The organism is bacterium (Candidatus Blackallbacteria) CG13_big_fil_rev_8_21_14_2_50_49_14 (assembly GCA_002783405.1).
Lineage (GTDB): Bacteria > Cyanobacteriota > Sericytochromatia > UBA7694 > UBA7694.
Genome location: PFGG01000008.1, coordinates 189 through 26,597, shown reverse-complemented (window position 1 = coordinate 26,597; position 26,409 = coordinate 189). Strand labels below are relative to the sequence as shown.

Annotated in this window: 28 protein-coding genes and 1 pseudogene; 8 read left to right on the top strand and 21 right to left on the bottom strand. The window is 51.7% G+C overall.

Annotated features, from left to right (window positions below; genetic code table 11):
- Window positions 1-12 precede the first annotated feature (12 nt).
- Entirely contained in the window at window positions 13-786 is a 774-nt protein-coding gene (locus COW20_01565) for a hypothetical protein (protein PIW50746.1), read from the top strand.
- A 92-nt stretch (window positions 787-878) separates the two neighbouring features.
- On the opposite strand, the gene COW20_01560 is transcribed toward COW20_01565, so the two are convergent.
- From COW20_01560 to COW20_01540, 5 genes are read right to left on the bottom strand one after another with little or no spacing between them, the layout of a single operon-like run.
- Window positions 879-1,763, bottom strand: coding sequence for a cytidylate kinase (locus tag COW20_01560; GenBank protein ID PIW50745.1), 885 nt, complete (start codon window positions 1,761-1,763; stop codon window positions 879-881).
- Complete coding sequence (locus COW20_01555; protein PIW50744.1) at window positions 1,664-2,227, bottom strand: metal-dependent phosphohydrolase; 564 nt, start codon at window positions 2,225-2,227, stop codon at window positions 1,664-1,666. The genes COW20_01560 and COW20_01555 overlap by 100 nt, the downstream gene beginning before the upstream one ends.
- Window positions 2,228-2,285: 58 nt before the next feature.
- Complete coding sequence (gene malQ, locus COW20_01550; GenBank protein ID PIW50743.1) at window positions 2,286-3,788, bottom strand: 4-alpha-glucanotransferase; 1,503 nt, start codon at window positions 3,786-3,788, stop codon at window positions 2,286-2,288.
- Between the two features lie 25 nt (window positions 3,789-3,813).
- Entirely contained in the window at window positions 3,814-4,344 is a 531-nt protein-coding gene (locus COW20_01545; GenBank protein PIW50742.1) for a hypothetical protein, read from the bottom strand.
- Window positions 4,345-4,365: 21 nt separating this feature from the next.
- Window positions 4,366-4,851: a pantetheine-phosphate adenylyltransferase gene (locus tag COW20_01540; GenBank protein PIW50741.1), complete on the bottom strand. Its 486-nt coding sequence runs from the start codon at window positions 4,849-4,851 to the stop codon at window positions 4,366-4,368.
- 168 nt (window positions 4,852-5,019) lie between these two features.
- Here COW20_01540 and COW20_01535 point away from each other — a divergent pair, with 168 nt between their 5' ends.
- Window positions 5,020-5,715 carry a succinyl-CoA--3-ketoacid-CoA transferase gene (locus COW20_01535; protein ID PIW50740.1) on the top strand — a complete coding sequence of 232 codons (696 nt, stop codon included), beginning with the start codon at window positions 5,020-5,022 and terminating at the stop codon, window positions 5,713-5,715.
- Window positions 5,681-6,334, top strand: a complete 654-nt coding sequence (locus COW20_01530) for a succinyl-CoA--3-ketoacid-CoA transferase (GenBank protein PIW50739.1) — start codon at window positions 5,681-5,683, stop codon at window positions 6,332-6,334. Before COW20_01535 ends, COW20_01530 begins: the two co-directional genes overlap by 35 nt.
- On the opposite strand, the gene COW20_01525 is transcribed toward COW20_01530, so the two are convergent.
- From COW20_01525 to COW20_01510, 4 genes are all read right to left on the bottom strand, one after another.
- Window positions 6,331-7,263 (bottom strand): molecular chaperone DnaJ, encoded by a 933-nt coding sequence (locus COW20_01525; protein ID PIW50738.1) that lies wholly within the window; start codon window positions 7,261-7,263, stop codon window positions 6,331-6,333. The two genes, COW20_01530 and COW20_01525, sit on opposite strands and share 4 nt — an antisense overlap.
- Window positions 7,260-7,487: a hypothetical protein gene (locus COW20_01520; protein PIW50737.1), complete on the bottom strand. Its 228-nt coding sequence runs from the start codon at window positions 7,485-7,487 to the stop codon at window positions 7,260-7,262. Before COW20_01520 ends, COW20_01525 begins: the two co-directional genes overlap by 4 nt.
- A 102-nt stretch (window positions 7,488-7,589) precedes the next feature.
- The gene (locus COW20_01515; protein ID PIW50736.1) at window positions 7,590-8,678 is read right to left on the bottom strand and encodes a hypothetical protein; all 1,089 of its coding nucleotides are present in this window, start codon (window positions 8,676-8,678) and stop codon (window positions 7,590-7,592) included.
- An 85-nt stretch (window positions 8,679-8,763) separates the two neighbouring features.
- Window positions 8,764-8,916, bottom strand: coding sequence for a hypothetical protein (locus COW20_01510; protein ID PIW50735.1), 153 nt, complete (start codon window positions 8,914-8,916; stop codon window positions 8,764-8,766).
- Window positions 8,917-9,225: 309 nt separating this feature from the next.
- On the opposite strand from COW20_01510, the gene COW20_01505 reads away from it, so the two are divergent.
- The 3 genes from COW20_01505 to COW20_01495 all read left to right on the top strand — a co-directional run bounded on the left by COW20_01505 (window position 9,226) and on the right by COW20_01495 (window position 11,919).
- Window positions 9,226-9,798, top strand: a complete 573-nt coding sequence (locus COW20_01505; GenBank protein ID PIW50734.1) for a hypothetical protein — start codon at window positions 9,226-9,228, stop codon at window positions 9,796-9,798.
- Between the two features lie 126 nt (window positions 9,799-9,924).
- Window positions 9,925-10,794, top strand: a complete 870-nt coding sequence (locus COW20_01500; GenBank protein PIW50733.1) for a hypothetical protein — start codon at window positions 9,925-9,927, stop codon at window positions 10,792-10,794.
- A complete protein-coding gene (locus tag COW20_01495) occupies window positions 10,795-11,919 on the top strand; it encodes a hypothetical protein (GenBank protein PIW50732.1) in 1,125 nt (374 codons plus the stop codon).
- A 68-nt stretch (window positions 11,920-11,987) separates the two neighbouring features.
- Here COW20_01495 and COW20_01490 read toward each other — a convergent pair whose 3' ends face one another.
- Window positions 11,988-14,252 carry a hypothetical protein gene (locus COW20_01490; GenBank protein PIW50731.1) on the bottom strand — a complete coding sequence of 755 codons (2,265 nt, stop codon included), beginning with the start codon at window positions 14,250-14,252 and terminating at the stop codon, window positions 11,988-11,990.
- 264 nt (window positions 14,253-14,516) lie between these two features.
- Here COW20_01490 and COW20_01485 point away from each other — a divergent pair, with 264 nt between their 5' ends.
- Window positions 14,517-15,269, top strand: coding sequence for a hypothetical protein (locus COW20_01485; GenBank protein PIW50730.1), 753 nt, complete (start codon window positions 14,517-14,519; stop codon window positions 15,267-15,269).
- A gap of 134 nt (window positions 15,270-15,403) precedes the next feature.
- Here COW20_01485 and COW20_01480 read toward each other — a convergent pair whose 3' ends face one another.
- Both COW20_01480 and COW20_01475 read right to left on the bottom strand, forming a co-directional pair.
- Entirely contained in the window at window positions 15,404-16,738 is a 1,335-nt protein-coding gene (locus COW20_01480; GenBank protein ID PIW50729.1) for a hypothetical protein, read from the bottom strand.
- A gap of 19 nt (window positions 16,739-16,757) precedes the next feature.
- Window positions 16,758-18,023, bottom strand: a complete 1,266-nt coding sequence (locus COW20_01475; protein PIW50728.1) for a hypothetical protein — start codon at window positions 18,021-18,023, stop codon at window positions 16,758-16,760.
- 408 nt (window positions 18,024-18,431) lie between these two features.
- Here COW20_01475 and COW20_01470 point away from each other — a divergent pair, with 408 nt between their 5' ends.
- Complete coding sequence (locus COW20_01470) at window positions 18,432-19,664, top strand: hypothetical protein (GenBank protein PIW50727.1); 1,233 nt, start codon at window positions 18,432-18,434, stop codon at window positions 19,662-19,664.
- Here COW20_01470 and COW20_01465 read toward each other — a convergent pair.
- From COW20_01465 to COW20_01425, 9 genes and pseudogenes are all read right to left on the bottom strand, one after another.
- The gene (locus COW20_01465) at window positions 19,661-20,458 is read right to left on the bottom strand and encodes a hypothetical protein (protein PIW50726.1); all 798 of its coding nucleotides are present in this window, start codon (window positions 20,456-20,458) and stop codon (window positions 19,661-19,663) included. The two genes, COW20_01470 and COW20_01465, sit on opposite strands and share 4 nt — an antisense overlap.
- Window positions 20,451-21,122, bottom strand: coding sequence for a hypothetical protein (locus tag COW20_01460; GenBank protein PIW50725.1), 672 nt, complete (start codon window positions 21,120-21,122; stop codon window positions 20,451-20,453). Before COW20_01460 ends, COW20_01465 begins: the two co-directional genes overlap by 8 nt.
- On the bottom strand, window positions 21,113-21,736 hold the full coding sequence (gene ureG, locus COW20_01455) for an urease accessory protein UreG (protein ID PIW50724.1): 624 nt from the start codon (window positions 21,734-21,736) through the stop codon (window positions 21,113-21,115). Before ureG ends, COW20_01460 begins: the two co-directional genes overlap by 10 nt.
- A gap of 18 nt (window positions 21,737-21,754) precedes the next feature.
- Window positions 21,755-22,417 (bottom strand): hypothetical protein, encoded by a 663-nt coding sequence (locus COW20_01450; protein ID PIW50723.1) that lies wholly within the window; start codon window positions 22,415-22,417, stop codon window positions 21,755-21,757.
- Window positions 22,418-22,613: 196 nt separating this feature from the next.
- Window positions 22,614-22,865: pseudogene (locus tag COW20_01445) on the bottom strand (hypothetical protein).
- Between the two features lie 3 nt (window positions 22,866-22,868).
- Entirely contained in the window at window positions 22,869-24,569 is a 1,701-nt protein-coding gene (locus tag COW20_01440; protein ID PIW50722.1) for an urease subunit alpha, read from the bottom strand.
- Window positions 24,566-24,916 (bottom strand): urease subunit beta, encoded by a 351-nt coding sequence (locus COW20_01435; protein PIW50721.1) that lies wholly within the window; start codon window positions 24,914-24,916, stop codon window positions 24,566-24,568. Before COW20_01435 ends, COW20_01440 begins: the two co-directional genes overlap by 4 nt.
- A 30-nt stretch (window positions 24,917-24,946) precedes the next feature.
- Window positions 24,947-25,249: an urease subunit gamma gene (locus COW20_01430; protein ID PIW50720.1), complete on the bottom strand. Its 303-nt coding sequence runs from the start codon at window positions 25,247-25,249 to the stop codon at window positions 24,947-24,949.
- 12 nt (window positions 25,250-25,261) lie between these two features.
- Entirely contained in the window at window positions 25,262-26,302 is a 1,041-nt protein-coding gene (locus COW20_01425) for a hypothetical protein (protein PIW50719.1), read from the bottom strand.
- Between the last annotated feature and the right edge of the window lie 107 nt (window positions 26,303-26,409).

Sequence of the window (26,409 nt, the reverse complement as noted above, 5' to 3'; positions counted from 1 at the left end):
GATACTATCTTCATGAAACTTACCTCCAAATTTGTAGCAATTGCCGTTTTGGCCAGCAGTTTGTGTTTGGCTCTTTCCACGGGTGTTCGTGCCCAAGAAGATGATTCACCGGTTTTTCCCGTGAAGACACCCGGTGCGCCCACTCCCAAAACCACTGAATTTCAGTTTTCTCTTTTAGATCAGGGCATCAATGATATTTCCCGTTCCATGATGTTGCGCCTGGCCTATCGTCAGCTTCTGGCTTCTGAAACGGATCGGCAACAGGGTTATGTTCTCGATGCCCATTTTCATCATTTTTTCAATACCAGCCCAGCGACACTTGAACGCTTTCTTTCAGCTTCGCAGGTGGCAGGTTATCCCAATTACAATGAAATCAGTGCGGGCGTAGGCTATCGCTTTGCCTGGGAAAATTTTGCGCTGATTCCCCAAGCCCATTTTCGCGATATGTTTGCCATGGCCCCGAATGTACAGCAACATCTCATCGGGTTTGAACCGGGTGTCAGGCTTGAATATTGGCTTTATCCTGAAGTAGCGCGCATCTCTGTTGATTATGGTTTTAATGTGCCGGTTCTGCATTTGGCCAACCAAGTCAGCAATGTCTCGCCCTTTACTTTAACGCTGCACAGAATTTATACAGAGATGAACTATCGCCTTTTGCCTAATCTTGATCTCCTGGCCGGTTTTTACTGGTGGCAGGCCCCGGCTCAGTTGGGCAGTGGCAGCATTACCGACCGCACCTTATCCAATATCTTTGGCTTTCAGGTCGGGGCGGGCTTCGTGCTTTAAACGCTTTCTATTTTTCAACCGCCTTTGAACAGTTAAAACTGCTCAAAGGCGGTTTTATTTTGACGTGTAAGCTTCGGCTTTTGCCCTTTGTTTTAAGGTGCTTTGACGCTGATCGCGTGTTGGGCCCACAAGTCTAAGATTTGACGGATCACCATTTCAGGCGAAAGTCCTGTGGAATCTACACGAACGGCATCTTCTGCCTGACGCAGAGGGGCTACCGATCTTTCCGAATCCATGCGATCGCGACGGGCGATGGCCTGTTTTAATTCTTCAAGGCTGATTTCCTGGCCCTGGGCCTGGGCATCCTGGTATTGACGGCGGGCCCGCTCTTCAACCGAAGCCGTCAGAAAAACTTTCAGGGTGGCATGGGGAAAAACAACTGTGCCGATATCCCGTCCATCCATGATAATGCCTTGGGGGTGTTCAATATGGCGCAATTGGTGGGTAATTGCTTCTCGTACGCCCGCATAGGCTGAGATCAGTGAAATATTGCGGTTGATTTCAGGGGTGCGTATTTCGTGGCTGATTTCTTTGCCATCGAGCCAGACATGTTGTTGGCCGCTGGCATCTTCTTTGACCTGGATTTGAACCTGGCGGGAAAGGGCTTCGATCTGCGGCTGATTTTCAGGGGCCAGACCGGTTTGCAGAACTTTCCAGGTCAGGGCGCGGTAAAACAGGCCCGTATTGACATGCCAAAAGCCGAGGCGTTGGGCGACTTCGCCCGCAACTGTACTTTTTCCTGCTCCGGCATGACCATCTAGGGCAATAATGGGTGTTAATAATTGGGTCATGATTTCAGAATTGCTTTTCTTAGGTTTAAACACATGCATTGTACCAGTCTGGAGAGGCAAAACAGAAGCAGACAGCGCTCGGGGGCTCAGGAGAATTGGCGCAGTTCTTCTGCAAGATTGACATGGGCCTGGCTCTCCCAGACAGACCTGAGTTCTGGGGTCTGAAAGAGCTGTTTGTTTTGCCATGTCTGTAGCAGGCGGTTACGTGCTTTTTTATACAGAAAAAAAGGCACAAAATAGTATTCCTGCCGGATTTTCTGCGTATAGGCCTGATAGCTTGCTGGAGGTGCCCCCAGGATCGACAGGTCACAATCCAGAAAAAAGAGGGCATCGCCATCGTTGGCTGCTGCCTGGTGGCCAGCGGTGGCTAAAACCAGTTCAAAGACCCGTTTCTGAAGTTTATGAGGTGCACCCATGCGCTGCAGATGGCGGGAGGAGAGTTTGGCGCTTTTTAGCTCGTTGCCAGGGCGGCGGGGGTTGTAAATCGCGTCGTGGAACCAAATCGCCAAGCCGACACTTTGTAGATCTGAAACCAGAGCGCCATAGCGCATCCACAAATCGAGCAGGGCGGAGACATGTTCAAGCGTATGATAGGCCCGGTGGGGCTCTGTATAGCGATGCACAAGCTCATTGAAGCTGCGCTCACGCAAACTGGGATCCTGGCAAAAAGAGCTGACCAGGCTTTCCCAGTTTGTTTTGAGCTTGAGATCAGCGGTTATAGAGTTGGGTCCAATGTTTGAGGGTATGGGCGACTTCAGACGTCAGATCTTCTTCCTTGAGACGCCAGCTCCAATTGCCTTCTGCTTTGCCGGGCGTATTCATCCGCGCGCTTTCGTCGGGCAGGCCGAGAATATCCTGAAGCGGAATCAAGACTGTATTGGCGACAGAAGATAGGGCCAGACGAATCAGCTGCCAATGGATAAAATTGGCATCGTTGCTGCCCTGGTAGCCCAAGATAAACTGTTTGACCTTTTCGGGCCGATCTTCAAACCAACTCAGGGTGGTTTGGTTATCATGGGTGCCCGTATAGACCACGCTATTGGCGATATGGTTATGGGGCAAAAATGCGTTTTCAGGGGTATCGTCGAAGGCAAACTGCAATACTTTCATGCCAGGAAAGCCAAAGCTGTCACGTAGATCTTCGACAGGAGGCGTAATCACGCCCAGGTCTTCGGCAATAAAGGGCAGGTTGCCCAGGGCTTTCTGCATGGCTTTGAAGAAGGCTTTATTCGGCCCTTTGACCCATTTCCCATTGATTGCGGTTTCTTCGCCGGCGGGAATTTCCCAATAGGCTTCGAAGCCCCGGAAATGATCGAGTCTGACAATATCCACCAGATTGAGCATGACACGGAAGCGTTCTGCCCACCAGGCATAGTTGTCTTTGGCCATGGCTTCCCAGTGATACAGAGGGTTGCCCCAAAGCTGGCCTGTGGCCGAAAAATAGTCAGGGGGAACGCCTGCCACGACGGTGGGTTTGCCATGGGCATCGAGATGAAAGAGCGACTGGTGTGCCCAGACATCGGCACTGTCATGGGCCAGGAAGATGGGCATATCCCCAATAATATGAATACCATTGAGATGGGCGTAGCTGCGCAGTTCATTCCATTGGGTATAGAAGAGGTATTGCAGGTATTTGTGGTAGAGAATCCGTTCGGCCAGAACCTGTTCAAATTCTGAAACCGTGTCAGGATCCCGACGGATCAGGCCTGCATTCCATTTGTCCCAGGGCTCGCCGGCATAGTGTTCTTTTAACGAGGCAAAGAGGGCGTAATTGTGCAGCCAATTGTGGTTTTGCTGACATTGGCAGAAATTATTGAAGCGTTTGCGCTCAGAAATGCTGGCATAGCTGCGAAAATGGGCAAATGAATCTTCAAAAATTTCTTTTTTTGCAGCCGCTACGGCTTCAAATTCGACCTTTTCGCGGCTTAATTCAGGATAGTTTTGCAAGGCCGGACTTTCAGGTGAAAGCAACCCTTTTTCAACCAGTTTTTGCGGGCTGATCAGGAGGGGGTTGCCCGCAAAGGCTGAGAGACAGGCATAAGGAGAATCTCCATAACCTGTGGGGCCCAAGGGCATGACCTGCCAGAGCTTTTGCCCGGTTTCTGCCATAAAGTCGAGAAAATCATAGGCGATTTCGCCCAGATCGCCGATGCCGAAGGGGCCAGGCAGGGATGTGGGATGCAGTAAAATGCCACTGGCACGTGGGTACATGGCTTTATTCCTCTTTTTGACTGTTTTATACGCCGAGTGAGCGGGCGGTGGTTTCCATATTGCGGGACAGGTTTCTACGGCCTGCCTGAACCATGCTCAAGGCTTGAGTGACCTTGTCTTCAAGGGTGGCCAGGACTTCTTCACTGTATTTGTCTGCTTCAAAGCGTTGCTGACGGCATTCTGCTTCTGCATTTTTACGGGTTTCATCGGCCAGTTTCATGGCCTGACGAACCAGTTCGTGTTCCTGTAAATATTGGCGTGATTTTTCTTTGGTAAGTTCAATGATCTGTTTGCTTTTGTTTTGGGCTTCGTTGATAATCGACTCTTTTTGGGCAATGATCTGCTGGGCCTGAACGATTTCAGAGGGTAAAACCTCACGAATCCGGTCGATCAATTCAAAGATATCCTCTTCGTCTACCACGACGCGTGAGGTAAACGGCACTTTCATGCTGTTGACGATCACTTCTTCAATCTTCTGTACCAACGCGAGGGTGGTATCAGCAGAACTGGGGGCTGCAGGGGCCATGGCGGGAGCAATTTCATTTTGATTTATCATTTTTTAACTTACATTTATCTTTTATTTAATACTATTATATTTTTTTCTGAGCAATTCTTCAACACAAGGAGAGACAAAATCTGAAATATTTCCTCCAAATCCAGCGATTTCACGAATCAAACTGGAGTTCAGAAACATGTATTCTGCCTTGGGCATCAGAAAAACCGTATCCACTTCGGGGTTGAGATGTTTGTTCATCAGGGCCATTTTGAGTTCAATCTCAAAATCAGAGACGGCACGCAGCCCCCGGATAATCACATTGCCCTGAACCTGGCGGGCATAGTCTACAATCAGACCATCACAACCATCAATTTTAAGGTTGGGCAAATGTTGGGTGCTTTGGCGAATCATTTCCTGACGCTCCTCCACACTGAAGGTGCATTTTTTGGCAATATTGGTAGACACCGCTACGATCACCTCATCAAAAAGATGGGCGGCTCTTTCCATGATATCGAGATGGCCATTGGTGACGGGATCAAAACTGCCAGGATAGATCGCGCGTGTCACTCAGGGCTCCTTTTGTTTTCTTTCGTCCTTTCAATTGTAACAAATGCACGATCAGGTGGAAGCCCCGCAGCAAGCAGATTTGGAACATTTTTTTGAAAGCTAGATCCTGGGCGGCTTTGACTCTTTTTCCTATGTTATACTGGGCGCATCACCCAAAGGGGGCTGCGCATGAAGAAAGTCGTTCAGTCAGCAGCCGAAGCTCTCGAACAGGTCGGTCTCAAAGATGGGGCCACGGTACTTGTGGGGGGATTCGGTCTCTGTGGTATTCCTGAGAATTTAATCCTGGCTTTGCGTGAGCTGGGCGTCAAGGATCTGACAGTGGTCAGCAACAATGCCGGTGTCGATGATTTTGGCCTGGGACTGCTTTTGCAAACCCGTCAGATTCGCAAAATGGTTTCGAGTTATGTCGGCGAAAACAAGCTCTTTGAAAAACAGTTTCTCGATGGCGAATTGGAAGTCGAGTTTGTGCCCCAAGGAACGCTGGCCGAGCGTTTGCGTGCGGGGGGAGCAGGGATAGGTGGTTTTTATACCCCTACAGGTTACGGCACCCCTGTGGCCGAAGGCAAAGAAACCCGTGAAATAGACGGGCGCATGTATGTGCTTGAAAAGCCCATTCGTGGCGATTTGGCTTTGGTTAAGGCACATCTGGGAGATACCCACGGCAATTTGATTTACCGCAAAACGGCGCGTAATTTCAATGCCCCTGTTGCCACTGCCGGCAAGATCACGATTGCCGAAGTTGAGCAATTGGTGCCTGTGGGTGATTTAGACCCCGATCAGGTGCATACTCCCAGTATTTTTGTAAATATGCTTTTGAAAGGAGCCCACTATGAAAAGCGGATCGAGCAGAGAACTACTCGCTAAACGGGCAGCCCAAGAGCTGCGCGATGGTTATTATGTCAATCTGGGTATTGGGATTCCCACTCTGGTTGCCAATTACGTGCCTGAAGGCATGACCGTGGTGCTGCATTCTGAAAATGGGCTCCTGGGCATTGGGCCTTTTCCAGAGGATGGAGAAGTCGATGCCGATTTGATCAATGCCGGTAAACAGACTGTCACGGCTTTGCCAGGGGCGAGTTATTTTGACAGCGCCACCTCGTTTTCAATGATTCGGGGCGGCCATATTGACCTGGCGATTTTGGGGGCGCTTGAAGTTTCTCAGGCCGGAGACATTGCCAATTGGATGGTGCCGGGCAAAATGATCAAAGGCATGGGCGGCGCAATGGATCTGGTGGCGGGTGCGCAGCGTGTGGTTGTGGTCATGACCCACAATGACAAGAGTGGCGCTTCTAAGCTGCTGAAAGAATGTACCCTGCCTTTAACAGGCAAAAGCTGTATTGATCTGGTGATCACTGAAAAAGCCGTTTTTGAAGTGGATAAACAGGGCCGTGAACTGGTGCTGATTGAAAAAGACCCGGATCTCAGTCTTGAAGAGATTCGGGCCTGTACCGAAGCGAATTTTCGCGTGGCTCTCAAAGATTAAAGCGGTTTGGCCTCTCGCAGTACCTGAAAGCGTTCGATCAGCTGACGCTCTTCTTCACCCAGGTTGCGGGAAGTTTTTACTTCGAGTGTGATCATCAGATCCCCGCGTTCTTCAGGATTTTTCAACTGAGGAAGCCCTTGACCTTTGACCCGGAAGACCTGCCCGGATTGACTGCCGGGCGGGATTTTCATTTGAATATTGCCGGTCAGTGTTCCTACAGGTTTACTCGCTCCCAGCATTGCCTCATAGTCCATGATTTTGAGTTTGCCATGTAAATTGAGGCCTTCGCTGCTAAACAGAGGGTGGGGGCGCAGATGAATTTCGAGAAAGAGATTGTGCTCAGGATTGCCAATTCTGACTTTCGACCCCTCTTTGACGCCCGGAGGAATTTTCACTTCCAGGGTTTTGAAATCGTCATCTTCATGCAATTGAATGCGGCGTTTGGTGCCATTGAGAACTTCTTCGAGGGTTACCTGGGCAGTATAGCTGATCTCTGAATTGGCAGTGTTTTGGTTTTTGGCATGAAATTGTGAAGGAGCTTCCTGGCGCAGATCGGGGGCGTGTTTATCCCAGATCCCACCGGCCTGATCGCCAAAAAAGGTTTCAAAGAAATCGCTGAAGGGCAGATCAAAGAGCTCTGAATTGTATTCTACCCGGTGCTTGTTGCGCTGGTGGGCACCAAAAGACTCCGCAAAATCTGAAAAATCCTGCCAATTGGCACCCAGTTGATCATAGCGAGAACGTTTTTCAGGATCGCTGAGCACTTCATAGGCTTCGGTGATCTGCTTGAATTTTTCTTCGGCTTTGCTATCACCAGGGTGGGTGTCGGGGTGGCAATCCTTGGCCAAGCGGCGATAGGCCTGGCGAACTTCTTTTTCATTTGCGCCTTTTTCAATTCCCAGACTGGCATAGTAATCGGTGTATTTCATTTCAGGCTGCACTTGAGGGCTTGGGCCAATGCGGGGCACTTGCAGTCAAAACGATCCAGGCGCATATTGCAGCCTCCCATGGCCTGAAGATCACAGGCGATGACGGTCTGAGCGGTAATTTTACTTCCGAGCAGGCCTTTTTCCAATTCATTTTCCACGTCTACGCAGACTTTTTTACGCACATGCGGGCATTTATAGATCACTTTGGCTTTTTTGCCGGACATGGTTTCCTCCTCGCGCCGTTATCACTTGGGGCAGTACTTTAAGGCGGCGTTTGCTTGAACGCCCTCCCCCTATTTTAGAAAGCGAAGCGCTTTACGGCAAGCTTATCGGCGCGTTGGTTTTTCGAGCGCCTGGCGGATATGGGCGTAGGTACGTTTGCTGAACATGATCGTTAAATGACCTGTCCAGGGCACGTATTGTACCTCTGAGTCCGGCATAATCGAGTTTTTGGGAGGAATCACAATCTCATCGAGATTGGACCAAATCGAGGTGTATTTGACGGGGGGGCGGGTAAAGCCCTGGGCATTCAGCTTTTGAATAAATTCACTTTCAGGACGCAATTGTACGGCACTCTGACCGGGCCCCAGGTAGGCGGTATAAGTACCCAAATGGGGGGTGGCGACCGTGACAAGATTTTCGACGGCCTGGTTGCCGCCCCTTTCCTGAATAAAATAGCGGCTGATCAGGCCGCCAAAACTGTGAACAACCAGATTGACTTTTTTGCTGCCATATTTTTTCATCAGGGCTTCGGCTTTGGCCTTGACCTTGGCGGCCTGTTCTTCGGCTGAGGCAAAATTGGGGAAAAGATTGATGCCTTCGACCGGCCAACCCGCTTTTTTCAGGTCGCGGTAAATACCATACATAAAATACCAACTGGGTTCGGCATAACCGGGCACCAGCAGCACAGGGGTGCGACCCGTTGTTTGAGGTGTGTTGTTCTGTTCCATGCTGCTGCGGAAGGTTTCGGTCTGGCTGAGAAAGGCATTTTCAAATTGGGCGTAGCTGTTTTCCAAGGGCATTTCCAATTGGGGATCCTCACTGCCACTGTGTTTGCTTTCAAAGGCCGTGCGCAGTTCTTTGAGCAGAAACTCACCCTGTCGGCGCAGAAAGCTGCTTTCGGGTTGCGCTTCTTCGGGGCTTAGAAAACCATCCCGGTTGCGATCCAAGCGGCTGAAGGTCTGCGGGGCGTGAGGCAATTCCTGGGGTTCCAGGCGGCCATTGTGGTTGAGATCATGCTCTTGAAACTGGGCCTGGTACTGGTTCAGAAGGGTGTGTTGTAAAAAACTTGAAACGCTGTTCTGTTGCAGCGGGGCCGAGGCCCGTGAAAGGGGGCTTGAAAAGGGCTGATTCTGGCAGGCGCTGAATGCCGTGGCGCAGGCCAGCAAGGTTAGCAAGGTTCGGGATGCACGCATGATAAAGACTACCTCAGGAAGAATACCAGGAATAAACCTATTTTAATGCTTATCCCTGGTTTCTGCCAAATTCTTGCCTCGGGTTTCAGCCTTGGTAAGCGGCGTACATCCAAACCTGTTTTTCTTGCTGCTTGATATAATCGCTGAGCAATGAGGCTGTGCCTTCATCACCGGCTTCAGCCGCTTGTTTTTGTATTTCACGCTGATGCAGCAGCAAGGCTTGAAAAGCCTCTAAAATGGTGTTTTGCCTTCTTTCTTTTCGTTGCTCTGATCATGACAGATTTCTTTTGATAAGTAAAATCGTTTGTTTTGTTATTTATGATAGATTTTGACTATTGATTTGTTTTTAGACTGTGAATTACTTCAGAAATAATTTCGAAGAAGCACATGATGGAAAGAAAAAGCCAGCGGGCCTGTGGCCCCTATCTCTCTCCAATTAGAATGATCTATTTCAATATAGAATGCTCCCTTTCAGACCAAGCTATTCTTTGATCTGGCAGATCCGTGTCCTCTCCCCACCCCTGAAAAAATCAGATATAGTGCAACCATGCCTTTTTTTGAACCTTATCACCAACTTTTAAACGACCTTGAAGGCCTTTGCGAAGCCTTGAGCACAAAGCATGCTGCGCATTTGAGTTGTCAGGCCGGTTGCAGTGGCTGTTGTCTGCCTGGTTTGGGGGTCTTTCAGGTCGAAGCGGATGCCCTCAAAACCGCTCTGAAAGCCTTGGCTCCCGAGCAGCAAGCCCAGGTTTTGGCCCAGGCCCGCCAGGCGCTGGCCGCACCCGAAGCACAAACGCACTGTGCGCTTTTGCTCAATGATCTCTGTACTGTCTATGCCCAGCGCCCGGTGATTTGCCGGACCCACGGCCTGCCGGTTTATTTTCAGGATGAAGAAGCAGCTGCCGAGGGCGAAGTTTTGCTCGATGTCTGCCCCTTGAATTTTACGGAGCCAGGTGCGCTGGAAGCCCTTGAACTGCCGGATACCCTGGCTCTGGATCGGCTCAATCTGCGGCTGGCGGCTATCAACCATGTCTATTGCCGTGACCAGTTGCAAGACCTGGGTCTGGCACAGGAACGGGTGGGGTTGGCCGAACTGGCGCTTGAAACCCTTGAAAACTAAGGCTCCATTTTTGCCGCTCCCGCATCGTGGTATGATGCATATGCTGCGCTTTTAGCACAGATTTGAGCATATTCCCTTTGGGGCGTGTTTCTCTGCAGAAGATCAAGTAAAGGGCTGATTCCGAATATGAAACGCAATACAATTTCGCTGACCCTCTTGGCCATGGCCAGTCTGACAGGCTGTTGGGTTCCCCAGGTCATACAGGGGGTGCGCCCAGAATTGATTAAACCGGTGGCATCTGCCGCCCCGGATGAATACAAAATCAGCACTGAAGAAGGGCTGATTGCCCTGGCCACGCGCATGATCAGCATTGCCCAGGAAACCTCACGCATGTTGGTGACCACCCGTGCGATCAGTACCCGTCGCCAGCAGGTTGAAAACTTTATTTATTTCAATGTCAAAAGCAGCAACAGCAGCGGTTTGCCTGATTGGTTCTTCAATGGTACCGACTATACCACCTTTGATCCTGTTTACCGCAGCAACTATACCCTGAGTTTTAAAAATGGTGAAGGCAAGCCCTATGCCTTTGATGTGCTGGCGATCTCCAATTATGGGGCTGCGGAACCTTTTCCTGCCAAAGCCTTCCCCGCTGATTTTGCCTATTATGAACTGAGTGTGGCGCAAACGCCCTCCAATACCTTGGGTACGCTCAGTCTGACCCTCAAAGGCGAAGTCCCCCGCCAGATTCCTCTGCGGGGAGACATTGAAACCAGCTTGTCTGGCAGCGGTGAAAATACCGGCCATCCGGCCTTGGGGAAAATTGGTCTGCGCGTAGATGGCAAGGCCAATCTGGAGGGGACGCTGACCCAGGGCCAGATCAGTTTTGATACGGTTTTTCAGGGCAAAGCCTATAATGGATTTGGCACAGTCGATGCCTCAGGTTTTACAAATACCGTGGATATTCAGCAGAACGGCCAGACCGTGATGCAGATTCAGCGTGTGGACAAGCGTTGGAATGTATTGCGTGATAACCAGGTCGTTGCAACGGGGGATTAAGTGCAGCTTTTTGAAACGCTTGCCGAACTGATTTCAATTCCGTCGGTCACAGGCCAGGAGCAGGCCCTTGCGATTTGGTGTGAGCGTTTTTTGCAAGAAGCAGGCTTTCAAACAGAGCGTCAGTATCTTGAAGGAGAAAACCGCTTTAATCTTCTGGCCGAAGCTGGTGAGGGTGAACAGGCGATTCTGCTTTATGCCCATTTGGATACCGTTATGCCAGCAGAGACTTGGAAAGACCCCTTTGTTTTAAAAACAGAAGGCGATCGCATGACCGGGCTGGGGGTTTCAGACATGAAAGGCGGCATGGCCTTGATTCTGGAAGTGGCTCAGCAGTTTAAATTTCAGGGCTATCGTCTGAAAATCGCCTTGGGTGTCGATGAAGAGCTTTGGTCTGAAGGGGCCTGGACCTTGGTGCGTTCCGGCTGGTTGGAGGATGTGGCCCTGGCTTTGGTGCCTGAAATGAGTGTGGACACCGCTTATCCCTGTTTGGGGTTGGGGCGCAGAGGTTCTTTCAGCTACCGGCTTGTCTTTGAAGGTGAAACCGCTCACGGAGCGTTGTTTGGACAAGGCTTAAATGCCATTGAAGAGGCCGCCAAAACCCTGCAGAAATTGCCGGATTTATTGCTCTCGCGCCACCCGGAATGGGGAGCAGAAGAGATGCTGGTGCGTCAGATTCAGGGGGGGCAAGCTGAATTCAGTGTGCCCTCGCACTGTGAAGTCGTGCTCTCTTGTCTTGTGCATCCGGGCACGACCCAAGAGGGTTTGCAAAAACGTTTACAGAGTTTTTTGCAGGTCTGGACCCAAGCCGATTTGTGTGTGTCACCTTTGGACCGCCCCACGCCGATGGCTCCCGGTTATTGGGTTTCACCGTATCATCCCCTGGTCAAACAGATCCAAGATTTGTTTACCCGCTTGCGGGGGCAGGCTTTGCCCGAGGTGATGGGCGTTTCTGTGGCCGATGAAAATATTCTTGCATTGGTGGGCTTTCCTGTTTTGAGTTTGGCTCCGGTTGGCGGCAATTCACATCGCCCCGATGAGTGGTTGAGCCGTGAAAGTCTTTTGGATACCTATCGGCTTTATCAGGAAATCTTGCGCCGGGGGGCTCAGCTATTAAGCCCTCACTGAGTCGGGCACGTTTTGCCCAGCAAAAAGCCCCCTGAAACCAGGGGGCTTTTAAGTATGTCGTTTCAGCTTTAGAAGGGAATGCCAAAGCCCAAATGGAAGGCACCGGGGCTGTCGCCCTTTTCTTTGCCAACCAATTTGAAACCATAGCCTGCGTTGAGCACGCCAAAATTCCCGATTTTGACATTGACGCCTACACCTGCGCCGACTTTGGGGTGAATATCGGTGCCATCAAAATAGTCACCCGCTGTCAATTTGGCGGTGGCACTCACAGGGCCCCAAATTTGAGCGTTGACACCGGTACTGGCCATGGCATAGTTATTGCCGACCAATTTGCCGTCTGATTCCCATCCCATCAGGGTGCGTCCCAAACCGGCATTATTGTATTTTTCATAGAGCGGTGCATCGCCTAAAATCGTGCCGCCCTGAACACTGCCTGTCAGGGTAAAGCGTTCGCCCAGGGGAATATTGTGGCTGGCGCTGGCATCGAATTTGCCAATCACGCGGCCACTGACCCAGACGGGTTCTGCGCCAGCCTGGAATTTGGTGCCTTTGTGGGGCATAACAGGGTCATCGAGGGTACTGTAGGTTATTGAGGGGCGCACACCCACGCGATAATCGGTGCCCGTGCCGCTGACGCTGTATTGGTCGTCAATGCCAATCCGTTCGGCGCTGAGGGTAACATCGGCCCGCCAGGGAGAATCGTAAATATCTCCCAGGGGTTTGCCCAGGCTGACTTTTGCTCCTGTACGGGTTTCGTCGGAATAGGGCCCCTGCCATTGGCGGTGGTAGACACTGGCGCCAAAGGACGTACGGCCTTCAAACATCCAGGGATCATAATAGCTCAAGCCCCCGCCCCAAACCTTGGTTCCCAGCGTGCCATCAATGCTGACCTTGCGATTCATGCCTGCTACGTTGCCAAGATTCAGGCTGGCGGTTCCGAAGGGGCCATTGCTCATGCTGTAGCCCGCGCCCACATTCAAACTCGACATTTTCTCTTCAGCGGTATGCACCCGAACTTTGACTTTGTCTGGGTTTTGAGGGTCGGGTTCAACGGTTTTGTTGACATTGGCAAACAAACCGGTGCCAGCCACGCGCTGCAAGTCCTGATCGAGGGTTTTCATATTCAGGGGTTTATCTGCATGCTGGCGCATTTCGCGCATAATCACATCAGATTTGGTTTTGTCATTGCCACTCAATTCGATGCTGCTGAGCTTGGCTTCGCGTACCTGAATCGAGAGCACGCCCTTGTCGAGGTCGGCAGAAACGCCTTCAGGAGGCATGAGTACATAGCCATCGTCATTGTATTTCTTTTCAAGTTCGCGCAGGCCGGCTTGGATATGCTCCATGGTCAGAGGTTCTTTAAACATGCCCTTGATTTCCTGTTCGGAATAAACCGTGGCCCCTTTGATCTCTATGCGGGTGGGCATCGGGGCTTTGCTCATCTGAATCGTGAGGTCTTCGCCTTTGACATTGAATTCAAGGGTGGGCAGGATATAGCCTTGTTTGGCGAAATGCTTGCGCATATTCTCCATGCCTTTTTCAATGTTTTCATAGTTCAGGGGCTTTTGAAAGAAGGGCTCGACAGAACTTGCTTCTTGGGTGCTCATGCCCGCAAAGGTCATGCGCTGGGGGATTTGCGCCTTTGAAATCATGACATCCAGTTGATTGCCGTTGATTTTAAAGTCGAGGCCACGCAGGAGAGATTGGGTGTCTTTGTCTTGCAGATCTTGAACGGCCTGCATGCCTTTGGCGATATTTTCCTGGGTCAGAGGTTGGGGAAAGAGGGCTTTCAGTTTGGTTTCCTGGCCCGGCTCTGCGCCATGGAATTTGATTTCTTTGGGTACTTCAGTCACATCTAGCCGCAGTTTGATGCCCTTCTCGGAGGCTTCAGGCACAAAATTGACGTTTAAAAAGCGATTGGAACGGAAGAGAACATCTGCCTTTTTTTGCAAATCGTGCAAATTGACGTGGTCACCCTTTTTGAGCCCCAGTTCTTTTTTGAGCCATTCGGTTTCAGTGGGAGCGCCAGTGATTTCCAGATCGGTAATTTTATGGGAGTCGGGTTCATTGTCGAGCATCAAGGCGACAGCAGGAACTGCACCCATGCGCAGTTTGGCGTCTTTGAGGTTGCCGCCCATGCTTTCGACAATAAAACGATCTTCGGTAACAAAGAGATCCCCGTTTTGCTCAAAATAGAGCTCGTCTTTAAAATTTTTACGAATCAGGGCTTCGTTTTTCTGAAGATAGGATTTGGGGGTTTCTCCTTCAGGAACGGAGATCTTGCGGATACTGTTGGGGTCGACTGTGCGCCCGTTGACATTCAAATTCGGCATAGGAGGAAATCCTTTACTGGATAAAATGGCTCTGATAAGAATTATCGCACAGAAGCTGTTAGATCTTTCGTGCCAGAGGGCAATTTTGCCGGATTAACCTGTTTTTTAAAAGCGGGGTTTTGCTGAAATCAAGGCCGCTCAAAGGTTAAGGATGGTTAAGTAATTTGTAAAATTCATTTAATTCTAAGCAGCTTGAGTTCAGTTGCGCGGGGCAAGCTACGAAAAGAGTTGTATACAGAGTTTGCGAAAAGAGAGTTGAGAACCATGTCGAATTTACAAGTATCTGCTTCTTTGCCCGTCCTACCTGCCCCGGCAGTGGCTCCCAAATCGGCCCCTGCTGAACAAGCTATTGCTCAGTCAGCTCCTGAATCTGCTTTGCAGAGTGGCGATAAACTGCAAACCTATACCGTAAAAAAAGGCGATAATCTCTGGAATATTTCCAAAGCCAAATTGGGCGACCCGACCCGTTGGAATGCGATTTACAATTTAAACAAAGACCAGATTAAAAATCCAGATTTGATTTACCCCAAACAGGTTTTGACCTTGCCGATCGCAGCTGAACAGCCTGCTCAACCGATTCAAGAAACCCCTGCGCCTCAAGAGCCTCCGACTCCCGCACCGGTACAGGAAACGCCTGCTCCCGTTCAAGAGGCCCCGGCTCCCGTTCAGGAAACGCCCGCTCAGCCTGTGGATATATCTAAAAAGCTCTATCTGGGCAAAGCCGCTTTGATCGGTGGTGCTGTGGGTACCGTAGGCACTGCGGGTGCTTTAACTGCGATTACTGCCACCTTGGGTGCGCCGCTCTCCAATTTGGGGGGCTATGGCACAGCCCAGCTGATTGCGGGCAAACTGACCGCTATAGGTCTGAAAGTTCCCACGGGCCCTGCCCTTTCAAAACTGATTTCGACTGTCGGTGGCCCCAAAGTGGCTGCTGCAGGTGTGGCTGTAGGCGTTGGCCTGGCAGCTGCAGGCTTAGCCGCTGGAGGCTATTATCTCTACCACAAGGCGCATCAATAGGCCTTTGTAAAAGTTTTTCTCTACTCTCTACGCTATCGGGCGGGTTTGATTCCCGCCTTTTTCTTTTTTTGAAAACAGAAAGACCGGTGAGAAGTTCCTTTTCACCGGTCTGAAAACCCAAATTTGGCTGAAACTTAGTCTGCGCCAATCTGACGGGTATAGTCAAAATGCTCGGTATAGCCCAAGCCACTGATCCGCGTGCCATCGGGGCGAATCTTGGTGATTCGGCAACGGCCTTCCCAATAGGTGGGGGCGATATCATAGGGTTTCACGGCGGCAACTTCCTGATCGGGTTGCACGGCCTCAACTTCAAAGACTTCGCCGGTCTGGGGCAGGGTCACGCGCCAGCGGGTGACATACATGCGGCCGGTGCGTGGGCTTTTCCACCATTGCAGGCGTTCAATCTTAAAGCCCTTGCCTTGAACCTGTTGGTTGCGGCTGTCAAAACCGTTGACATAGCGCTCCAGTTTTTCACCATTGCGCTTGCGGAAACCAAACAGATTGTATTCACTGCCATCGTCCATCTGGAAAGAGAACCAATCCCAGCCGATTCGCAGGGCCACGAAATGCCCCCACTGGTGATCCATCCAGGATTGGCCCGTCACGGCCTGGCTTTGCCCGTCGATTTCAATTGTGCCTGAGGTTTTCAGGCGGGTTAGGGAATAATAATAGGAGTCCAGCCCTTCGGGCATGTCGATCAGGCCATTGCCATTGATCATCAGGGGCTGTTTTTCGGCTTCCATTTTCAGGTTCAGCTTGAAATGCCCGCCTATGGGAAAACTCAGGGTATAGGCAAAGGGGCCGGTTTGATCGCTGAGCAGGGGGCCGTATTTGACCTGGTTTTTATCCGCCGCAAAGGAAACGGCTGAAGGACGGTAGAAATTGCGTTCATAGCTGAAACGCTGATTTTTTTCGTCGGTGACTGCCAGGTGGGCGAAATTGATCACGGGTGCAACTCTGAAATAACAGAGTTCATAGCCATAGGGAGTGCCTGAGCTGGTTTGCAGGTGGCCGGTATAATACCACCATTCTGCAAGTTTGGATTTGTGAACCCCCTGGTCGCGCTTGAAATCAATCGCACGATAGGCCTCAGGGCTGACGCCTTGAACCGGGGTTTTTAAAAGGGTTTCTAATTCGGCAATACGCTGGGAGCCGGGCCCTTTGCGGCTGCGCAGGGTGGTCAAGATGGCCTGGCCAATCGTATTGCGTGAGCCTTTGAAATATTCAGGCTGGCTTTTGCCCCAGTCGAGATAAGCCTGAAGGCTGGCTTCTGAGCCCTGGTCGAGATCTTCGCGGATGGTTTTGATCGATAAATCCAGATATTGTTTCTCGCTCAGTGTGGTGGGCAGACTTTCCTGGCTGGCTTGGGCCTGAAGCTGTGCTGCCGGGCGCAGTGGGGGGTGTGCCAGGGGAGCACAGGCCCCCAAAGCGAGAAGAACGGTGGTCAGAACAAGTGTTTTACGGGACATAGCAAAACCTACTCAGGATTTATTTCAAACGGGGGTCGAGAGCGTCACGCACGCCATCGCCAAAGAGATTGAACGCAAAGACCGTGATGGCGATCGCCAGGCCTGGTACCAGCGGAATCAGGGGGGCATCGCGGAAATAGCCCAAGCCATCGTTGATCATGCTGCCCCAGCTGGCGGTGGGCACCTTGACCCCAAAGCCGAGAAAGCTCAGTGAAGCCTCGGTCATGATCGCCCCGGCAATGCCCATCGTGGCGACGACAATAATCGGGGCAGCCACATTGGGCAGAATATGTTTGAACATAATATACGTGTCACGGGCCCCCAAGGAACGGGAGGCTTCCACAAATTCCATTTCGCGGACCGTTAAAACCTGACTGCGCACCAGGCGGGCGTATTGGGTCCAACTGACGATCGAAATCGCGATACAGATAAAAATCACTTCAGGGGTCACCCCCACAAAACCGGCCAAGCCAAAGAAGCTGTTCAGGGCTTTGTCGAAAGCGCGGTCGCTGTTGCCCAATTGTGAGGGATTGATCACTGCCACAATTGCCATCACCAGCAAAAGGTCAGGAAAGGCCATCATGATATCTGTCAGACGCATAATCACGGCATCGACCCAGCCTCCGAAATAACCGGAGATCAACCCCAAGACACAGCCAATAATGACGGCCAGGCCAATCGCAATCACGCCGACCTGAAGGGAGACCTGGGCGCCAAAGATCAGGCGGCTCATCACATCCCGGCCACTGGCATCGGTGCCCAAAAGAAAGAGTTTGTCGTTCTGAAGTTGGGCCGAAGCAATCGGCAAATTCAAGTCTTCGGCATTTTCAAGCTTGAGGCTGCTTTTATCCGCGGCCTTTGCCATTTCAGGGCGTACGGGGTTCACAGGCACAGTGGCTGTTTTCTGGCCTGGCTGAAAACTGATATTATCACGGGCCGTAAACTCTTCACCCTGGGGGGTGACATAGACCACATTGGGAGGAATCACGAGCAACCGTTTGGGGGGCTGATTCAGCTCCAGGGTCATTTGCTTTCCCCAACTGTTAATCGGCAAAGGCATGCCATAGGCTGAAGTACCATTGGCATATTGGGCATGGGGTTTATGGGGGCTGAACCAGGGGGCGGCGATGGCCAGCAGAACCAATAAAATAATCACGATTCCGCCAAAGACGGCGATTCTGTCTTTGAGCAGGCGTTTAAAGGCTTCTTTCCAGAGACTTTCACCGCCTCCTTCAATATGCATATGCTGCAGTTCGCCGGTGGCCATTCCCAGGTTTGAACTCATGCCTGCTCCTTATGATGGTACGCGTCAGAAATTGTGTAATGGTATTCAGGGTGTTTTCACATGGTAGCAGATTTTCGCTTTTTTCCGAAGGGTCAGAGCAGACTGCTTTGCTCTTTTCTCAGCTCTGGCTTCAGGCCTTTCTGCGGACTGGATTTAAGGGGTGAGTTCTATTAATGTGACGCTTGTGTGATATTTGCAACAATTTTGCCTTAAATATGCAGTGAAGTCCTGTAAATTGGAGCCCTTCTCATTTATAATTATTTTCACTAACCCTGTAATTGCTCCTGTGTCACAGCTATTAAAAAACAACTCCTTGGCCTGGTTTGCTTTAAAAATTGAAGCGCAGAACAGGATTTGTTGTCTTAGAAATTAGATTTTGACAAAACTTTTTTAAGGATTTGGCTGCTGATGAAAATAGATTTTCGCCAGATTGTATCTGCGCTCTCAGATACACTGGATTTGGTGGGCGTAGACGATTACCAGCATTGTAAACGTGTGGCTTTTATGGCCACTGAATGCGCCCGAAAGCTGGGATGGGGGCAAAAGCAACTGGATACGGTTTACCATGCGGGACTTTTGCACGATTGTGGTGTTTCCTCTACCCGTGAACATGCCCATCTGATTGAAGAGCTTGACTGGCAGAATTCCGGCAACCACTGTACACGTGGCTTTGCGCTTTTAGAGCAGCAATCTGTTTTTAAGCATTTGTCTGAAATTGTACTTCACCACCATACCTTTTGGGAACGCATGAAAGAATTGCCTTTGTCAGCTGAAACTCAGGATGCCTCCAATTTGATTTTTCTGGTGGATCGCGTGGATGCTTTTGCCGCGCATTATGCCGGTCAAGATCTTTTACTGACCCGTTATGAAATACAGGAAACCATGAAAAAACATGCCAAGCGGCTGTTTAAGCCTGAACTGATGGATGTCTTTCTGGAGATTTCAAGCAGTGAATTTTTCTGGCTGACCTTGGAAATGCGGCATTTGAACCTCTATTTGCGCGAAATGTCAGAACATCATTTACAGCGTGAAATGACGCCCTATGAGTTTTTAGAAGTGGCCCGTCTTTTTGCCGGGATTGTAGACGCCAAAAGCCCCTTTACGGCCAGCCACTCTTTGGGGGTAGGCCGACTGGCGCATTATATTGGCAAGCTCGACAAGCTGGATGAGCACACCTGTTATTTGCTTGAAATTGCCGGTCTTCTACATGATTTGGGCAAGCTCAATATTCCCGATTCGATTCTTGAAAAATCGGGGCCTTTGGATGAAAAAGAACGGGCGATTATGAAGCGCCACAGTTTTGAAAGTTATCAGATTCTGCGCCAGATTGATGGGCTTGAAAAGGTGGCGGAATGGGCAGCCTTTCATCATGAAACCCTGACGGGAGAAGGTTATCCCTATGGCTTGCGCCGGAACAGCCTTTCCCGTGAAGCGCGAATTATTGCGGTTGCAGATGTTTTTCAGGCTTTGGCGCAGGAGCGGCCTTATCGGGGGCCTTTGCCCCCTGAAAAAATTCTTGAAATCTTGCGGGATATGGGAAAAAAATCCAAATTGGACCCCGATATCATTGAGTTGGTGGCAACTGATCTTTTGGGTTGTTGGCAGGCTGCCACAGGGCATGAGCCTGTTCTTGCTGCTTAAAACCCCAGGCCACTGGCATAACGCTGCCAGGGAATAGACAGGTTTGCAGACTGTTTCCAGCGTTGCTCAAGGTAGGCGCGGTTTGTTTTTTGAAAGGCCAGACTGTTCCTGCTCAAGGCCCGGTAATAATGGCTGCCTTTTGGGGTGGGGCCCCAACCTGCGAGGGTGGCTTCGCCAGGGGGAGTCTGCATGGCAGCAGGGGGATTGGGCAAGCCGTGCCAGAAGCCATGGGCCCAAAGAGGATAGCCATCGGTCAGACCTGCCAAGGTGCTGTTTTCAGTGATTTCGAAGGCATCCCGGTAGAGGGGTAACTCCTGCTGATTGATTCTGAGCAGGCTGCTGAGCTGTTTAAAACGCCAGGCCTCTCCCCGCTCCAGACGACCCGCACTCCAGGCTTCGAAGAATCCAAACTGAGCCTGGGGGGCTAAACTGACCTCGATCGTCTGTGAAAAATGGGCGCCTTCAAAGGGCAGACACAGGCCTGGATAATATTCAAGATGTGCCGCAGGGCCGATTTGGATCTGAATGTTCTGACGTGCTTCGGGGGCCTGTTTGGGGTGCAGTTTGGTCGCCGATTGATGGAGCAGAATGACCTGTGCACCGGCTTCGACTTCAATCTCTATTTCAATTCTGTCGCCATTGTGAATTCCGGGGGCATTGCTGCTGATTTGCAAAAGCGCATAGGGGCCGATCTGAAAGGGGCGAAAGACCTTGAGTGCCCCCGAGCAAAAGGCTGTTTTGAGTTGGGTTTGGCCTTGGCACTGCCTGAATTGAAGTTGGAGCTGACTATGCATGGAGCAGGGCCCAGAGAATTTCTCCACCCAATCCCAAACTGAGCAGGGCGGTTAAAAGACTCAGCCCTGCGTGAAGCAGGGGTTTTTGACGGGTGGCCAGAAAAGGCAGGGCCATGCCACAGGAGACCAAGGTCATGCCCAAGAGACTGCCCAAGCCAAAACTGAGGGTATACAGCAGCACCTGTCTCCAATCGGCCAGTTGGGCTGCCAGAAAAAGCGCCATCGCACCGCTGCCCGCCAAACCATGGATCAGCCCAATGCCAAAACCCTGGAGCTGATTGCGCACTTGGGCTTCAGGCAGGCCCTGCTGGTTGAGAGCATGAACATGTACCCAGCGCCCATGTTGGTGAAAGAGCAGAGCAGAGCCTCCCGGCGAGAGCTTCAGGAGTGTTTTGAGCCCTAAAAATACGAGCATCAGCGCCACTGGCAATTCAAAATAAAGCAGGTGATGGGCTCGAAGGGGGAGTTTGAGCATAAACAGCAGGCCAATTCCCAAGGCCAGCGTGGTGCTGTGTCCCAGACCCCACCAGGCACCCATTCGCAAGGCCGGCAAAATTTGGCCTTCCTGGCCCAGCAGGGTGCTGACAGCGATCAGATGGTCGGGTTCCAGGGCATGTTTGATTCCCAATGCCAGACCCAGCAGCAGCACCTCGATCAATCCCATGGCTCGCCTCGTGTGGGTTTAAACAGAACGTCAGCTTCAATCCAGGCGATAATCTTTTCTAAGCCTTCACCTGTTTTGAGATTGGTAAAACAGAAGGGGGCGGTTCCGCGTTGTTGCTGGGCATCGCGGGCCATAACCTCAAGATCGGCCCCCACGAAAGGAGCCAGATCGGTTTTATTGATCACCAGCAGATCTGAGCGGGTAATACCGGGGCCGCCTTTGCGGGGAATTTTATCGCCCCCGCTGACATCAATCACGAAAATCGAAACATCGACGAGTTCAGGGCTGAATGAGGAAGCGAGATTGTCTCCGCCGGATTCGAGCAGCAGAATCTCAAGCTCGGGCATGGTCTCCAGCATTTCATCGACAGCTTCCTGGTTGATGCTGGGATCTTCACGAATGGCAGTGTGGGGGCAGCCGCCGGTACGCACGCCGCGAATCCGCTCGGCGCTTAACGCTTGGGCCTTGACCAGAATTTCTGCATCTTCATAGCAATAGATATCATTGGTGATCACAGCCAACTGGTAGGTTTCGCGCAGGGCTTTGCAGAGCTTTTCCAGCAGGGCGGTTTTGCCACTGCCGACAGGGCCTCCTACGCCAATTTTGACGGTCATATGCCTTCTCCTTGTCGATCACGATTGAAAGAGCCGTGAATACAAATATTGCTGTTGATGTCCACGCAAATCCAAGGCCGGCATGCCGGCGCGCAAAAACGGCTGCTCAAGGCTGCGGGGAACGGTTTCTGCGATGCTGGGCTGCAATTGAATCAGAATTTCCTGGGCCTGTTCAGGGCTGAATGCCAAGCAGCGGGTGCAGGCTGAAAGCATTCCCTGTAACTGGTTTTGGGCATAGGCGGCTGCAAGTTCGGCCTGGGGCAATTCAAGCGCCTGTCCCAGGCAGGCGATGAGCAGGCAAAAATGGGGGGCGGTGAGCTTGGGGAGATCTTTTTTCCAGAAACGCAGCGCCATTTTTTTCAGGCGTTTGCCCAGGGCAAGACTGGAAAGATACGCGCCAGGTGTGCTTTTCCAGGCGCTGATCTCGGCGGACAGCGTTTCGGGATCGTCTCCCCGGTAGACCAGACTGAGGGCACTTAACTCCAGCCAGAGCCCTCCCTGGCGCAGGTGATTTTCCAGCAGGGCCAACAGAAAATCTGGGGTCGGGGGCTCAGTTGTATAGGCCTCCAGACCGTTGGAATGGGCAAACCCCCCCAGGGGAAACTGGGAATCAAAAATCTGTTGTAGAATCAGGGCTCTCCGAAGGAGGGCTTGAGATCTGGCTGCTTTCGCTTCAGACATGGGCGTATTCACTTAAAGGGCGGCCATGATAGGGTCTCAACGCGGGTTCGACGGCAAAGCCCAATTTTTCGAGCCGTTCCCGCAGGCTGGGATCGTCCAGAACCAAAACTTCGCAGCCTTTGATTTCAAGATCCCGGTGCTGGTTGCCGATAAAATGGCCAAAACGCAAAGCGGCCTGCCAGTCAGGTGGGCAATAGACCAGCACAGCTTCGGGAGCTGCGATCACCGTATAGGCCCGGTTCTCACGTCGTGCCAGCAGGGTGCCGGGGTGAAGCTGGGTACCTGTTGGCAGGGCCAGCAGCAATTCTTCACCATCGGGTGCGATCAGGCGGCGGCGCACTTTCTGCCGCTCCCAACACAGCAGCGGAATTTCAACGACAAGTTCTGCTTCTGCTTTGGTTTGCGGGGGCAGCTCTTTGATCGGGGGCTGGGTTTTGCGCAAAAACATGGCCTAAAAAAGAAAGTATTTCTGCGTAAGCGGCAGGGTTTCAGCGGGCGCGCTGCTGATGATCTGCCCTTCAATGCTCACCTGATAGCTTTCGGGGTTGACCTCCAGCTTGGGCAGATAATCATTGTGTTTTAAATCTGTTTTGCGCAGATTGCGGCAGTTTTTAACTGCCAAATAGGGGCGATTCAGCTTGGGCAGGTTTCCCCCCGCAAGTGCAGCCTGGGAGACAAAATGCACACAGGTCTGATCACGGGCAGCACCAAAAGCCGCAAACATGGGGCGGTAACGTAAGGGTTCGGGAGTGGGGATGCTGGCGTTGGGATCTCCCATCAAGGAAGCCGCAATCATGCCCCCTTTGAGGATGATCTCAGGTTTGACGCCAAAAAAGGCAGGCTGCCAGAGCACCAGATCGGCCAGTTTGCCCACTTCGATGCTGCCAACATGATCGGCAATTCCGTGGGTCAAGGCCGGATTGATCGTGTATTTGGCGAGGTAGCGTTTGATGCGCAGATTGTCATCGTCGCCATCGCCGGGCAGGGGGCCGCGTTCAACTTTCATTTTATGGGCGGTCTGCCAGGTGCGCAGAATGACTTCACCGACCCGTCCCATGGCTTGGGAATCGCTCGACATCATGCTGATCGCTCCCAAATCATGCAAGACATCTTCGGCACCCATGGTTTCGGCTCTGATGCGAGACTCCGCAAAGGCTACGTCTTCAGGTACCTGAGGCGAGAGGTGGTGACAGACCATCAGCATATCGAGATGCTCATCGAGGGTATTGACCGTATAGGGCATGGTGGGATTGGTGCTGCTGGGCAGAATATGCGGGTAAGCCAGCACCCGCAGGATATCGGGGGCGTGCCCGCCACCGGCTCCTTCGGAATGGTAGGTGTGAATCACCCGATTTTGAATGGCCTTGAGGGTATCTTCGACATAGCCGCTCTCGTTCAGGGTATCGGTATGAATTGCGACCTGTACATCATAGCGTTCGGCTACCGAGAGGCAGGTATCGATTGCGCTGGGGGTGGTGCCCCAGTCTTCATGCAGTTTTAGTCCCATGGCGCCGGCCAGGATCTGTTCTTCGAGTGTTTCTGCCCGGCTGCTGTTGCCCTTGCCCAAAAGACCAAAATTCAAGGGGAAGGCCGTGAGCGACTCCAGCATACGGGAAAGATTCCAGGCGCCGGGCGTGCAGGTGGTAGCCTTGGTGCCTTCCGCAGGCCCCGTGCCCCCACCAATCAGGGTGGTAATGCCGCTGTAAAGCGCTTCCCAGGCTTGCTGGGGCGAAATAAAATGAACGTGGGCATCGATACCACCCGGAGTTAAAATTTTGCCCTCTCCGGCCAGAATTTCAGTGCCGGGGCCGATTTCAAGACCCGGGGTAATACCGTCTTGAATATCGGGGTTGCCCGCTTTGCCAATCGCGCAGATTTTCCCGTCGCGAATGCCCAGATCTGCTTTGACGACTCCCCACCAATCCAGAATCACGACCTGGGTAATCACCAGATCGGGGCTGCCTTCTGCGCGTGTGAACTGACTTTGAGCCAAGCCATCGCGGATCACTTTTCCGCCCCCAAAAATGGCTTCTTCGCCGTAAGTACTGAGGTCTTGCTCAATTCGGAGCAGAAGCTGGGTATCTCCCAGACGGATCCGGTCGCCCGTGGTGGGGCCATAGAGCCGGGCATAGTCCTGACGGGTAAGTTTCATTGTGCTTGCTCCAGTTTTGCAAAGGCTTCAGCCTGTTTTTCTTCAAGGGAGCCCGAAACCCAACCGTTCATGCCCTGAACAATCCGTTTTCCTGCCAGGGGAATCAACTCCACTTCGCTGCACAGGCCAGGTTCGAAACGAATGGCCGTACCCGCTGGAATATTCAGGCGTTTGCCGTAGGCCGCCTTGCGATCAAAGTGCAGGGCGCGGTTGACTTCAAAAAAATGACTGTGGCTGCCTACCTGAATCGGGCGATCGCCTTGGTGCGAAACGGTGAGTGAGGTTATTTCGCGCTGGGGGTTGATTTCTATCTCGCCGGGGGCGAAGAAAATTTCACCTGGAATCATAATTCCTCCTTGAAGGGCTCTCTGGGCATTTTAGCGAATCGGGTCATGCACGGTAATCAGTTTGCTGCCATCGGGAAAAGTGGCTTCGATTTGAATTTCGCTCAGCATTTCGGGAATGCCTTCCATGACCTGGGCGCGTGTTAAAACGGTGCTGCCCAATTGCACAATTTCGGCTACGGATTTGCCGTCGCGGGCCCATTCCAAAATTTCGGCACTGATCAGGGCATTGGCCTCAGGGTAATTGAGCTTGAGGCCTCTGGCCTGACGTTTGCGAGCCAGTTCAGCGGCCATGAAAATCAGCAGTTTTTCTGTTTCTCGCTCGGTCAGGCGCATGTTCTGTTTCCTTTATTTTTCTTGTTTTGAAGGTGCATCATCAGCGATATAGCTCGCTCGCTCTATCAATTCCGTAGGCAGTGGCTGCCCCTGAAGACGTATATCGGTTTCGTAGGCCTCGGGCTGTCCATTCCAAATTCGTTCATGGTTTCCTTCGGGATACATTTTTAAACTGCCCTGGGGCAGGGCTTGAACAATCTTTTGAGCCATCCAAACAGGAGTCAGTTGATCTTTTTGCGAAACAGTGACCCACACCTTTTTCAAGAGTTTGGGCGCTTGGGCGGTGGGGGCACAGGCCTGAAAATCTACGCCGCCTTTCAGGCTGGCCATACCCATCGCAAAATTATAGACAAAGGGCGGCAAACCTGGTTTTTTGGCTTCAGCGACATCCCGCAGGCTGCTGATGGGGTTTTCCAACAGTATCGTCTGAATCAGGGGATCTTTGCTCAAATCCTCTGCGGCATTGAGAATCGCCATGGTGGCTCCCGAAGTTCCCCAGAGCATGATCTTGCGATCAGGCTCTTTTTCATGCAAAGCCTTGAGCACAGCCAGAATATCTGCCGACTCATGGCAGCCATAGCGCGTGCCCAGGCCATTATTGTCTGAATTGCCGTGGTTGCGCATTTCCATGGTGACCAGTTGAAAACCCATGCGCTGGGCCGCTGGCACATAGCGCGCACCATTCAGCCAGTCAGAGGTAATGCCTGAAACATGCAGGAGAAGGGGGGCCTTCTTGTGCTGAGTGAAAAAAATTCGGTAATGGATTTTGAGCCCATCCGAGGTTTGGGCATAGGCCGATTGAGCCGGCAGTTTGAGGGCTTCTTCGCAACTGAGTTCAAGCGGTTTTGAGCTGCTTGCCTTGGGGCGAAGATCTTCAAAATAGCTTTGGCGGTAGGGCGTGCAACTGGCTGGATGCGAAGTTTGCCACCAGGCTTTGTCATATTTGTAAAAAAGCATTTGGTCTGCCAGCTGGTTAAAATACAGCAGAACCCCCAGGCCCAGCAAGAAGAGGGCTGCAACCAAAATAGAAAAGACTTTGCGAAGTTTCAACATGGTAATTCAGTATAACTTGCTTGCTTTTCTTTTTGGAGTGCTATAAAACGGCTCCCAATTCAAAGGATTTAGAATGCTGCAGGTAAACTGTCTCATGGCAAGACCTG

Coding starts and splice junctions, on each gene's coding strand:
- COW20_01565 (PIW50746.1), top strand. CDS start 13: ATGAAACTTACCTCCAAATTTGTAGCAATTGCCGTTTTGGCCAGCAGT.
- COW20_01560 (PIW50745.1), bottom strand. CDS start 1,763: ATGGCAAAACAAACAGCTCTTTCAGACCCCAGAACTCAGGTCTGTCTG.
- malQ (PIW50743.1), bottom strand. CDS start 3,788: ATGTACCCACGTGCCAGTGGCATTTTACTGCATCCCACATCCCTGCCT.
- COW20_01545 (PIW50742.1), bottom strand. CDS start 4,344: ATGATAAATCAAAATGAAATTGCTCCCGCCATGGCCCCTGCAGCCCCC.
- COW20_01535 (PIW50740.1), top strand. CDS start 5,020: ATGAAGAAAGTCGTTCAGTCAGCAGCCGAAGCTCTCGAACAGGTCGGT.
- COW20_01530 (PIW50739.1), top strand. CDS start 5,681: ATGAAAAGCGGATCGAGCAGAGAACTACTCGCTAAACGGGCAGCCCAA.
- COW20_01525 (PIW50738.1), bottom strand. CDS start 7,263: ATGAAATACACCGATTACTATGCCAGTCTGGGAATTGAAAAAGGCGCA.
- COW20_01520 (PIW50737.1), bottom strand. CDS start 7,487: ATGTCCGGCAAAAAAGCCAAAGTGATCTATAAATGCCCGCATGTGCGT.
- COW20_01515 (PIW50736.1), bottom strand. CDS start 8,678: ATGCGTGCATCCCGAACCTTGCTAACCTTGCTGGCCTGCGCCACGGCA.
- COW20_01505 (PIW50734.1), top strand. CDS start 9,226: ATGCCTTTTTTTGAACCTTATCACCAACTTTTAAACGACCTTGAAGGC.
- COW20_01500 (PIW50733.1), top strand. CDS start 9,925: ATGAAACGCAATACAATTTCGCTGACCCTCTTGGCCATGGCCAGTCTG.
- COW20_01490 (PIW50731.1), bottom strand. CDS start 14,252: ATGCCGAATTTGAATGTCAACGGGCGCACAGTCGACCCCAACAGTATC.
- COW20_01485 (PIW50730.1), top strand. CDS start 14,517: ATGTCGAATTTACAAGTATCTGCTTCTTTGCCCGTCCTACCTGCCCCG.
- COW20_01480 (PIW50729.1), bottom strand. CDS start 16,738: ATGTCCCGTAAAACACTTGTTCTGACCACCGTTCTTCTCGCTTTGGGG.
- COW20_01475 (PIW50728.1), bottom strand. CDS start 18,023: ATGAGTTCAAACCTGGGAATGGCCACCGGCGAACTGCAGCATATGCAT.
- COW20_01470 (PIW50727.1), top strand. CDS start 18,432: ATGAAAATAGATTTTCGCCAGATTGTATCTGCGCTCTCAGATACACTG.
- COW20_01465 (PIW50726.1), bottom strand. CDS start 20,458: ATGCATAGTCAGCTCCAACTTCAATTCAGGCAGTGCCAAGGCCAAACC.
- COW20_01460 (PIW50725.1), bottom strand. CDS start 21,122: ATGGGATTGATCGAGGTGCTGCTGCTGGGTCTGGCATTGGGAATCAAA.
- ureG (PIW50724.1), bottom strand. CDS start 21,736: ATGACCGTCAAAATTGGCGTAGGAGGCCCTGTCGGCAGTGGCAAAACC.
- COW20_01450 (PIW50723.1), bottom strand. CDS start 22,417: ATGTCTGAAGCGAAAGCAGCCAGATCTCAAGCCCTCCTTCGGAGAGCC.
- COW20_01440 (PIW50722.1), bottom strand. CDS start 24,569: ATGAAACTTACCCGTCAGGACTATGCCCGGCTCTATGGCCCCACCACG.
- COW20_01435 (PIW50721.1), bottom strand. CDS start 24,916: ATGATTCCAGGTGAAATTTTCTTCGCCCCCGGCGAGATAGAAATCAAC.
- COW20_01430 (PIW50720.1), bottom strand. CDS start 25,249: ATGCGCCTGACCGAGCGAGAAACAGAAAAACTGCTGATTTTCATGGCC.
- COW20_01425 (PIW50719.1), bottom strand. CDS start 26,302: ATGTTGAAACTTCGCAAAGTCTTTTCTATTTTGGTTGCAGCCCTCTTC.